Source organism: Micromonospora alfalfae, assembly GCF_022230925.1.
GTDB lineage: Bacteria > Actinomycetota > Actinomycetes > Mycobacteriales > Micromonosporaceae > Micromonospora > Micromonospora alfalfae.
In genome coordinates this window covers 38,200-49,227 of the sequence record NZ_JAKKFH010000032.1, presented here as the reverse complement: position 1 = coordinate 49,227, position 11,028 = coordinate 38,200, and the positions used below count along the sequence as shown (strand labels likewise).

General features: G+C 69.8%; 7 protein-coding genes. 5 read left to right on the top strand and 2 right to left on the bottom strand.

Features of this window, described 5'->3' with window-relative positions; translation table 11 throughout:
* The first annotated feature begins 377 nt into the window (after positions 1-377).
* The 3 genes from MED01_RS24780 to MED01_RS35860 are packed head-to-tail and all read left to right on the top strand — an operon-like array spanning position 378 to position 3,840.
* Positions 378-980 (top strand): DUF4956 domain-containing protein, encoded by a 603-nt coding sequence (locus MED01_RS24780; protein WP_238670947.1) that lies wholly within the window; start codon positions 378-380, stop codon positions 978-980.
* Complete coding sequence (locus tag MED01_RS24775) at positions 977-1,798, top strand: polyphosphate polymerase domain-containing protein (RefSeq protein ID WP_238670946.1); 822 nt, start codon at positions 977-979, stop codon at positions 1,796-1,798. The genes MED01_RS24780 and MED01_RS24775 overlap by 4 nt, the downstream gene beginning before the upstream one ends.
* Entirely contained in the window at positions 1,795-3,840 is a 2,046-nt protein-coding gene (locus tag MED01_RS35860; protein ID WP_372493717.1) for a CotH kinase family protein, read from the top strand. The genes MED01_RS24775 and MED01_RS35860 overlap by 4 nt, the downstream gene beginning before the upstream one ends.
* A 51-nt stretch (positions 3,841-3,891) precedes the next feature.
* Here the strand turns inward: MED01_RS35860 and MED01_RS24760 are convergent, their stop codons facing one another.
* Together MED01_RS24760 and MED01_RS24755 are read right to left on the bottom strand one after the other, a co-directional pair.
* Positions 3,892-6,876 (bottom strand): glycoside hydrolase family 3 protein, encoded by a 2,985-nt coding sequence (locus tag MED01_RS24760; protein ID WP_238670945.1) that lies wholly within the window; start codon positions 6,874-6,876, stop codon positions 3,892-3,894.
* A 195-nt stretch (positions 6,877-7,071) separates the two neighbouring features.
* Positions 7,072-7,326 (bottom strand): S24/S26 family peptidase, encoded by a 255-nt coding sequence (locus tag MED01_RS24755; RefSeq protein ID WP_238670944.1) that lies wholly within the window; start codon positions 7,324-7,326, stop codon positions 7,072-7,074.
* 110 nt (positions 7,327-7,436) lie between these two features.
* On the opposite strand from MED01_RS24755, the gene MED01_RS24750 reads away from it, so the two are divergent.
* Positions 7,437-10,289 (top strand): ABC transporter permease, encoded by a 2,853-nt coding sequence (locus tag MED01_RS24750; protein WP_238670943.1) that lies wholly within the window; start codon positions 7,437-7,439, stop codon positions 10,287-10,289.
* A gap of 20 nt (positions 10,290-10,309) precedes the next feature.
* Positions 10,310-11,026 carry an ABC transporter ATP-binding protein gene (locus MED01_RS24745; RefSeq protein WP_238670942.1) on the top strand — a complete coding sequence of 239 codons (717 nt, stop codon included), beginning with the start codon at positions 10,310-10,312 and terminating at the stop codon, positions 11,024-11,026.
* Positions 11,027-11,028 lie beyond the last annotated feature (2 nt).

Genomic DNA, 11,028 nt, shown 5'->3' with positions numbered 1-11,028 from the left:
TCGAACCCCGCCCACAACTGGCGGTCGCGAGAGGCTCAGCGGCCACCCCAGGGCCGGACCGACGACCGTCCCACCCAGGAGCGGACGCCGTGAAGCCCGAAAGACTCCGAAAGTTTCGGCGGCTCAGCGAGCCGAGGTCGCGTCCCGGGCATGCCCACGTCAGGCGCACCGCACACCCGCCAGCCGGCCCAGGAGCCCGCACGTGTGCACAGATCACACATTGACTTGCGTTGATGTTCTGCTTACAGTCACCACCGATATACCGAAAGTTTACCGAAAAGTAGCCCGGGGGTCCGGCCACCTTCCGCAGGTCGCCACGCAGCGACGGCGGCCTGGCGTCGGTCCGCTCCGGCGGTGAACCAGGAGGAACCCCAGCGATGTCGCAGCTCGTCCTGTTCGCGATCGACATCTGCGCGGTGGCGCTGCTCGTCTTCGGGCTCTACTTCCCCCGGCACCGCCGACGCGACCTGGTCGTCGCCTACCTGGGGGTCAACGTGGGCGTCCTCGCGGTGGCGAGCGCGCTGAGCGCCAGCGACGTGGGCGCCGGACTCGGGCTGGGCCTGGCGCTGTTCGGAGTGCTCTCCATCATCCGACTCCGCTCGACGGAGCTCGACCAGCACGAGGTCGCGTACTACTTCTCCGCTCTCGCGCTGGGGATTCTCGGCGCACTCAGCACCACGTCGGTCTGGCTCAGCGGAGGCCTGATGGCACTCATCGTCGCTGTGATGTTCGTCGGCGATCACCGACGGCTGCTCCGGCACTACCGGCACCAGATCATGGTGCTCGACTCCGCGGTCACCGATCACGTCGCTCTCGTCGCCCAGCTGGAGCAACTGCTCAACGCCCGGGTGCACAACGCCATCGTCCAGCGGCTCGACATGGTCAACGAGACCACAGTCGTCGACGTCCGATACTCGGTCGCCCGGCGCAGCACGGCGGCCGGCACCAGCAGGTCGGCACGGGCCGGGGCGCTCCGATGAGCGCGCCACAGCTGGCGACGCTGACGCCGATCGCACTCGCCGAGGTGATCGACCGGGCGGCGCTGCAGTGCAGGGTGGACCGCAAGTACGTCATCGCGGTGGACGAGTTGCCGCACCTGCTGGACCACCTCACCCCGTACGCCCGGGTGCTGGACATCGATGGTGAACGCAGTTTTCGGTATGAGTCCGTGTACTTCGACACGCCCTGCCTGGCCAGCTACCACTGCGCCGCGTACCGGCGGCGCAGGCGCTTCAAGGTACGGACCCGGACCTACCTCGACTCCGCCCAGTGCTGGCTGGAAGTGAAGATCAGCGGAGCACGCGGACAGGTCACCAAACACCGACTGCCGTATCTCGCCGAGGACCGCCGCACCGTCCGGTCCGGTCGCGGGTTCGTGAACGAGGTGCTGGACCGGGAGTCGATCCTGTCCAATCTCACCGGCAGTCCGCTCGAACCGGTGCTGGTCACCAGCTACCGTCGCTCCACTCTGCTGCTGCCCGCAACCGCGAGCCGGGTCACCATCGACACCGGGCTCACCTGGCAGGACGGTGACCGCACACTGCGACTGCCCGGCATCGCCGTGGTCGAGACCAAGACCAGCTCGGCCCCCTCGCTGGTCGACCGCGCGCTGTGGCAACGCGGGACCCGACCCGTACGCATCTCGAAGTACGCCACCGGCCTCGCGGCTCTCCGCCTGGACCTTCCAGACGTGCCGTGGCGACGGACGCTACGCCGCCACTTCCGCGCCGACCCGTCCTCGGCACTCCTGGAGTTGACAGTTCCCACCCGATCAGAACAGGAGGCATCGTGCTCATGACCACCCGCACCACAGGTCTTCCGGTGGCGGCCCTTCGTGCCGCCGGGATCGCCGCCACCGCCGTGTTCGTCGCAGGCCTGCTCGTGGTGTCTTCGCCGCCGGCCGGCGCCGAACTCCTCGCCGGCACCCCGGCCACCGATGCCGCCGCGGCGGACGACCTGGTCGGGGACATCATCTTCTCGGTGCCCAGCGGCACCTTCCAAGGCGAGGTGGCGGTGACGCTGAGCAGCACGGTCAGCGGCGCCCAGATCCGCTACACCACAAACGGGCAACCGCCCACCGCCCAGTCGTCGCTCTATTCGGGCTCGGCGCTGCGCTTCACCCGCACCACCCAGTTGCGGGCACAGGCGTTCGTCGGCCAGACACCGACGGGTGCGCCCGGCACCGCCATGTACGCCGCCCAGAACGTCACCACCGCCCACGACCTGCCGGTGGTGCTGATCGACTCCTACGGCGCCGGCCGGCCCGACCGTGAGTACTTCGACGCCACCACAATGATCTTCGAACCGACGGGCGGCGGCACCACATCGTTGGCGGCCGCCCCGACGCTCAGCACCCGAGCGGGATTCCGGCTGCGCGGCAACTCGTCGGCGACATTCGAGAAGACGCCGTTCCGAGTCGAGTTCTGGGACAACGAGGACGACGACGCCGACCACCCGGTGCTGGGTATGCCCGCCGACTCCGACTGGGTGTTGCGCGGCCCGTTCCCCGACAAGGCGCTGATCCGCGAGGCGCTCGTCTACGACCTCGGACGCGAGATGGGGCTGCCGGCTCCGCGCTACCGGTTCGCCGAGTTCTACCTCAACACGGACGCCGGCCCGGTGGGCGCCAGCGACTACATGGGCGTCTACATGTTCATGGAGACGATCAAGAACTCCAAGGATCGTCTCGACCTCAAGCAGTTGGACTCCGACGATGTGACACTGCCGAAGATCCAGGGCGGGTACATCTGGAAGTTCGAGTGGATGGCGGCCGAGGAGCCAACGTTGCCGTGCACCGGGCCGGCGGCCACCTGTTGGAACTACCTTGAGGTCGCCGACCCGTCGCCCCTGCAACCGCAGCAACGGGACTGGTTGCGCGGTCACCTCCAGGAGTTCAACGACGTGCTGCACTCGTCGAACTTCGCCGACCCGACCACCGGATACCGCAAGTACATCGACGTCGACTCGTTCATCGACCTCATGATCGTCAACGAGCTGAGCCGGGAGATGGACGCCTACGTCCGCAGCTCGCACTTCTACAAGGACCGGGACAGCAAGATCTTCGCGGGTCCGCTGTGGGACTTCGACCTCAGCTTCGGCGTCGGTGGGTTCTTCGGCAACGACCAGGTGTCGGGCTGGCAGCACCAGCAGACCCGGCAACCGTTGCCCAACGACTGGTTCGCCCAGTTGCTGCGCGACCCCGCGTTCGTCAACCAGGCCCGAGCGCGCTGGCAGACGCTGCGACGGGGCCTGCTCTCCGACGTCGCGCTCCAGACCCGGATCAACGCTCTCGCGACCCCGCTGACCAACGCGGCCCAGCGCAACTTCCAACGCTGGCCCAACCTGACGTCGCCGACCGTCAGCTTCTTCCGCACCCCGACCTCGCCCACCTGGCAGGGGCAGGTCCAGGTCATGCGGGACTGGATGCTGCGGCGCGCCGCCTGGTTGGATTCCACCGCCGGCTGGGGCGGGTCCGTCACCACGCCGCCTCCCACGACCCCACCACCCACCACGCCACCGACCACCACCCCGCCGCCGGCGGCCGGCTGCACCGCGACGTACGCGGTGACCAGCCAGTGGACCGGCGGCTTCCAGGGCGAGGTACGGGTCACCGCGGGAACCTCGGCGATCAGCAACTGGACCGTGACGTGGACCTTCGCCGGTGGCCAGAGCATCGCCCAGGCCTGGAACGCGACAGTCACCAGCCAGGGCTCGACGGTCACCGCCCGCAACGTCGCCTACAACGGGGCACTCGGTGCCGGCGCCAGCACCGCGTTCGGGTTCCTCGGCTCGTCCACAGGCACGCCCAGCACACCGACGTTGACCTGCACGGCGAGTTGACCAGCCACAGGCCCGGGGCCGGGTCGACGATCGACCCGGCCCCGGCCTCGGTCACCTGATGGAAAACTCGGCCAGCCGCAGCGGGGAGTCGAACACCAGGTACACGTCGTGGGTGCCGACGGCCCGGGTCAACTCGGTGCTGGTGCTGACGTAGCGGTAGTCGTCGCCGGTGCTGGGCACCGTGGCCGTGCCGAGCAGCCGGCCGGTGGGCGACCCCGTCCGGATCTGGATCGTGCCGGCACCCGCACCGGCCTTGGCGACCTTCGCGCTGAAGGTGCCCGCGCCGGCACGCAGCGCGGAACCGTCGAAGGAGATCCACTGACCGGCGGCGGTGGCACCGACCGCCGTACCGCTGGGTTTCGTCTCGTCGACGAGCCGGACCCCCGCGTACCTGTCGAAGTTCTCTGCCCTGGTGGGCCGGGACAGGTCGCGGGCCGGGATGGTCTCACCGCGGACCCGGACGGCGGCGCGGGCCCGGATGTCCTCGACGGACGCCCCGACCATCAGGTCGTGGACCGACGACTCGACCACCCACCTGCTGCGGGTGACGTCCCAGTGCGCCAGGTCCGCGGCGGGCAGGCGCAGGGTCACCGTACGGGTCTGCCCGGGCGCGAGTTTCACCTGTTGGAACGCCTTGAGCTGGCGGATCGGGGTGGTGTCCCGCGAGGTGCGCTGGTGGGTGTAGAGCTGGACGACCTCGGTCCCGGCCCGGCTGCCGACGTTCGTCACGTCGACACTGGCCGTGATGGTGCCGTCGGCGGCTACCGACTGCGCACCGGTACGCAGTTGGCCGTACCGGAAGCGGGTGTACGACAGCCCGTGGCCGAACGGGTAGAGCGGCTTCGCGCGGCTGTACAGGTAGGTCTGCCCGGACGAGATGATGTCGTACTCCAGCAGGTCCGGCGGTAGTTGCGAGTCCGAGCGGTACCAGGTCTGGGTGAGCCGGCCGGACGGGTTGCGGTCGCCGAAGAGGACGTCGGCGACGGCGTGACCGGTCTCCGCTCCCGCGTGGGTGGTCCAGACGATGGCGGGTACGTGCTCCTGCTCCCATCGGATGGTGACCGGGTAGCTGGTCTGGAGCACGAGCACGGTCCGCGGGTTGGCAGCGGCGACGGCCTTGACCAGCGCCTCCTGGCCGGCACTCAGCGCCGTCGAGGTCCGGTCGTGCGCCTCGCGGCCGTTGATGAACGGGTTGCTGCCGACCACCAGCACGGCGGTGTCGGCAGCCTTGGCCGCCGCAACTGCCCTGTCGATTCCGCTGCTGATCAACTCACGACTGAAGTGGGTCGCGGCGGCCGGGGTCGATGCGCCGAGCTTGAGGGCACCGTCGTCACCGATCGTCACGTACGTGTCGGCACCGAACCAGCTCTCCTTGGTCTCGTAGCCGACGTAGCGCAGCACCACAGTTCCGTCGGCCTGCGGCTCCAGCTTGAACTGCTGCTGGACGTACCAGCCGTTCGGTTGTTCGTCACGGGTGACGAACGGCCCCCAGTTGTAGCCGAGGTAGCGGCCGTTGGCGGCGTTGCGCAGCGTCACCACGTCCTGTCCCCAGTCGACAACGTCGAACTGGGCGACGAGCGCCGGGGTCGCGCCGGTCCCGAGGACCGGGTTGGCGTCGGTGGTGCCGGTGGCCGAGACGTACCGGCCGGTCGCCGTGTCCTTCAGGGCGATCCGGTCCGCCCCGTCGAGCCCGTTCACACTGGCCGAGCTGCCCAGCCGTTCGCGGATGCCGTCCAGCGCCGTCACCTGGTAGGGCAGGTCTGCGCCGTACCAGTCGGAGTAGAGGGTGTCGGCCAGCGGGCCGAGCACCGCCACCTTGCGGGTCCGGGCCGGGTTCAGCGGTAGCGCCTGCCGCTCGTTCTTCAGCAGCACCATCGCCTCACCGGCGGCCTGCCGGGCCAGTCGCTGGTGTTGGGGGCTGTTGATGACGTCAGGGGTGATGCCGCCGTACCGGCCGCCGCCCGGGTCGAACTCACCCAGCCGGAACCGGATGCTCAGGATGTCCCGGATCCGGGCGTCGATGTCCGCCTCGGTGAGCAGGCCGGTGGCGAGGGCCTGCTTGATGGCGGTGATGGTGGGCTGGGCGTTCGTGTCGTCGGTGATGAAGCTGCTGAGTCCGGCCTTGATGATCGCCGCGTTCGCCTCGGCCTGGGTGGGGTAGTACTGCTGCGAGTTCACCAGGTTGTTCGGCGCCCAGGCGTCGGTGACGTTCATCAGGGTCTGGTCGGTCCAGCCGCGGACAACAGTGTCCAGGTCCGGGTCGACTGTGGCCGGACGACCGTTCACCAGGTTGTACGCGGCCATCATCCCGGTCGCCGCGTCGGCGGCGATGGCCGGTTTGAAGGCGGCGCGGTCGTACTCGTTGAGCACCCGAGGCGGCACGTTCGAGGAGGTCACGTCCCGACGGACCTCGTTGTTGTAGGCCAGGTAGTGCTTGAGCGTCGGCGCGCTCTTCAGGTGGTTCGGGTCACCGCCGGTCATTCCCGACCCGTAGGCGGTGGAGATGGCCCCGGTGAGCAGCGGATCCTCGGAGTAGCCCTCCTCGTTGCGGCCCCACCGGGGGTCGCGCAGCAGGTTGACCACCGGCGCCCAGAGGTTGAGCCCCCAGACCCGGGGGTTCTGCGCGTGGTAGCCGCGCGCCTCGTCGCCGACGGCCGAACCGACCTGCCGGATCAGCTCGGTGTTCCAGGTGCTGGCCATGCCCACCGGCTGGGGGAAGGTTGTGCCGCGGGCCTTGACCACAGCGCCGTTGTTGTCGATGTCGGTGGACCAGGCCACCCCGTGCAGCGCCTCGGTGCCGGTCTTGAACAGGCCGATGCCCAACCGGGGAACGGCCGGCTGGTACTGGTGCAGCCAGGAGATCTTCTCGTCCAGGGTGAGGCGGCCGAGCAGGTCGTCGACCCGGGCCTGCACGGGTAGGTCGGGATCTCGGAACGGGTAGGTGGGCTCGGCGAGCGCGGTGCCGGGGACGGCCGGTAGGGCGAGCAGGGCGAGCGCGAGCGCGGTGATTCCGCGCCGAAGGCGCCAGTTCCGCATGCGGTTCTCCTCATGTCGTACGGCAGACGCCCAGCGGGCGCCGAGCGACAGACGCCCAGCGGGCGCCCAGACCGACGTGACCAGGCCCGACACCCGGCTGACGGGCCTGTACGACGAATCGTCGAAGCGCTTCGACGACCCCGCCGCGTCACCACGGCCATGATTGTTGTGATCCGCGCAACTATAGATGCGCACCTATGGCTCGGCAATACCGGCCGGCACCCGCCGCACCCCACCGCCGACGGCCGGGGCGACCGCCCCCGGAATACCGTCGCCCGGCAGCGCGGCGAGACGCTTGACGAGCCAGGCGGACGCACCAGAGCCAGCGGCGGTCCGGCGCCCACCCTCCTGATGGTGCGCGACGACGATGCCGCCGGTCCGGAATCGCCACGTTCGGCGGACCAGGACGCGGTCGCCGTGCGCGAGGCTGGGCACCATACTGTGCCCCACAACCGTAGGCTGCTGCTGATCATCGTCGATTCGCCGCCGCCGAGCGGGCCTCACCGTCCGGTCGGCGGCAGCATGCTGGAAGGCCACACGATGGGGGGCATGGTGCGTCGATGCTGGGGATAGCCGCGTCGCAATGGCGCGTACGGCTGCGCCGGTCGCTGGCCCTGCTCTCGATGATCGCCGTCGCGGTAGCCGGGTTCACCCTGCTCACCGGGGCCGCGGTGACGTCCCGGCTGGATGCGGTGGGCGCGGTCAGCGCCAACTACCGCCCGGTCTACGACCTTCTGGTCCGCCCGAAGGACGCGGTGCTACCGCTGGAGCAGGAACGCAATCTGGTCCAGTCGGGCCAGTTGGCGGGTATGCGTGGCGGCATCACCCACGATCAGTGGCGCGAGATCCAGGCGGTGCGTGGGGTGTCGGTGGCGGCACCGGTCGCGATGGTCGGGTACGTGATGCGCACGGTGCCCGTGACCGTCGACCTGTCGGACCACCTTGACCCGACCGCCGAGCGTCAGGTGTTGCGGGTCCAGCCGACCTGGGTGACGGACGCCGGGCTGAGCCAGATCCCGGACGGGCCGGCGTTTCTCTACGCGACGCGCAACCGGCTCGACGTGGTGCCCAACAGCGAGCTAAAGAGCGGCGGGGGCCTGCCACCACCGGAGGAGGTCGACGCCGACGGCCAGCGGGTCAAGATCTGCCCAGCGTCGGCGGCCATCGCCACGGACGACTGGCTCGCACCAACGGACCTGCGCGCCCGATCGTCGTTGACGTGCGTCGGTGGCATGGGTTCAACGGATCGCGAGGGAAAGGCGACGCGGCCGACCGTCACGTTGGCGTGGACGGTGCCGCTCCTGATGGCCGCGGTCGACCCTGAGTCGGAGGCCGCGCTGGCCGGACTGGACCAGGCCGTCACCTCGGGCCGATACTTCACCTCAGCCGAAGCGCCGACGTCGCGGCGACTGGACGGAATGCCGTACCCCTACTCGGTGCTCCCGATCCTCATCGCGGACCGACCTCAGGTCGACAGGACGCTCGACGTCACCGTGCAGCGCCTGAACCCGGACGCGACCGAACTGGTCCGGACGTCCGCCGACGACCAGCGGCTACGCGCGGCTCTCGGCGACGAGTCCGGCACCCCGATCGCCCAGAAGTCGACGCCGGTGGCGGAGCCGTACCAGGACATGGTCAACCGGATGCTCCACCCGGGAGACCTGGGCGTCGAATACGACTTGGCGACGGCGAACACCATGTGGCTCCACCAGTTCTGGACCGTCGGGCCGGCGAAGACGACGCGCGACGGGGACGGTCTGCGTGCCCAACCGGATCCGTACGACCTGAAGGTCTGGGGCCAGGGGGCCGACGACGGCGGGTCGTCCCGGCACGTACCGATGGAGTTCGCGGACACCAGCGTCCGCAGTGGCGTGGCCGCCCACCGGAACCTGGCCCACGGGTACGAGCCGCAGCCCGGGGACGTGAGCATGCCTGACGCTGCGCTGGGCGCGGTGGGCACCTTCGACCCCGCCAAGGTTTCGCTGGGCAGCGCGCTGTCGGCGGTGCCCATGGACACGTACTTCAACCCGGGCGCCGAGGGCGCCGACGAAGCGTCACGGCAGGCGCTGGGCGGCCGACGCCTGGCCCCGAATTCGAACGTCACCGGCCTGCTCAGCCAACCACCGCTGATGCTGACCACGATGGCGGCCCTGCCGGCCATCTTCGACTCCGGCGCGTACAGCACGGAGCCCAGCTACCCGGAATACCAACTCAACACCACCGCACCGATCAGCGTGGTACGCGTCCGGCTGGCCGGAGACGTCGGCATCGACCCGGTCTCCCGGGAGCGGGTCCGTGTGATCGCCGAGGAGATTGCGCAACGCACCGACCTGCAGGTCGACATCACCCTGGGGTCCTCCCCCACCGCGATGACTGTGCACTACCCGGCGGGCAACTACGGCCGGCCCGACCTCGCCGTGGCCGAGCCCTGGGTGCAGAAGGGCGTCGCGTCCGTGCTTGTCCGCGCGGCCGACCGCAAGAGCGTGCTGCTGTCCGTGCTGGTGCTCGCGGTGTGCGCGCTGGCGGTGCTCAATGCCAACACCGCCGCCATCCGCGCCAGACGCACCGAGTTCGGCATCCTCACCTGCCTCGGATGGGGCCGACGACATCTTCTCCAGCTGATGTTCATCGAGATCGTCGGCATCGGTCTCGCCGCGGGCCTCGCGGGCAGCGGGCTGGCGCTCGGGATCGCGCTCGGTCTCGGGCTGAACATCGCGTGGAGCCACACGCTGCTCGCCGTACCCTCAGCAGTGGCCCTCGCCCTGCTCGCCGGCGGCTGGCCGGCCTGGCGGGCGGCCCGCCCGGACCCCGGCGAGATCATCCGACCCGCCGTCTCGGGTCTCGCCCTCCGCCGGCAGGCGCCGCGCGGGCTGGCTACCCTCGCCCTGGCCAACCTTGCCCGCACTCCCGGTCGGACCAGCCTCGGCGCGCTGAGTCTGATGATCGGGGTGGCCGCCCTGACCATGTTGTTGGCGATCACGTTCGCGTTCCGTGGGGCGATCACCGGCACCCTGCTCGGTGATGCCGTCACCCTCCAGGCCCGCACCGTCGATCACATCGCCGTCGCGGTCACGATCGTGCTCGGCATCGTGTCGGTCGCCGACGTGCTCTATCTCAACATCTCCGAGCGCGCCGCCGAGTTCGCCCTGTTCGGTGCCGTCGGCTGGACCGACGCGATGCTGAACCGGCTGGTCGTGATCGAGGCCGTCGGCATGGGCGCCATCGGTGGCACGCTCGGTGCCGCTGCCGGCCTTGGCGCGGCAGCGGTCTTCGCCGGGGGCGTCACCGCTCCGATCCTCTGGTGTTCTGGAGCCGCCCTGGTGTTCGGCGTCGCCGTCTCCGCCCTGTCGGTGGTGGTGCCGATCGCCGTGCTCCGCCGACTGCCCACCGCCCACCTGCTCGCCGAGGGGTGAGCGGCAAAGGAGTAGGTCCGATGAAACGGACGTCAGCTGCGGCGTCGAGCACGCTCACCGTGCCGCTTGTGTGTCTCACGCGGGTACGGAAGTCGTTCCCGCTGCCCGACGGAGCACCGCTGGTCGCGGTCAACGACGTCAGCCTCGCGATCGCCGCCGGCACCGCGATCGCGTTGACCGGGCCGAGCGGCTCGGGCAAGTCGACGCTCCTGCACCTGATCGGCGCCATCGAACAGAGCGACGGTGGCACGATCGACGTCGGCGGCCAGGAGGTGACCGGCTTGTCCGGCCGGGCATTGGCGGCCTACCGGCGACGGGTCGGCTTCGTGTTCCAACGGTTCCACCTGCTGCCCACGCTCACCGCCCTGGACAACGTCATGGCGCCGCTGATTCCGTTCCGCACCGATTTCGACAAGGTCGCTCGTGCGCGTGAGCTGCTGGCGATGGTGGGGCTCGCCGACCGGGCCGCCGCCCTGCCGTCGCGGCTCTCCGGCGGGCAGCAGCAACGGGTCGCCATCGCCCGTGCGTTGATCAATCAACCTGCCCTGTTGCTGGCAGACGAACCCACCGGCAATCTCGACAGTCAGAACGGCACCGCGATCGTCGACCTGTTGCTGCGGCTGCGCGACGAGCGGGGTACGACCCTCATCATGGCCACCCACGACACCGGCATCGCCGCACGTTGCGACCGGGCCGTCCAGATGCGGGACGGGTGCCTCACCAGCCTGGACCGGTGAGG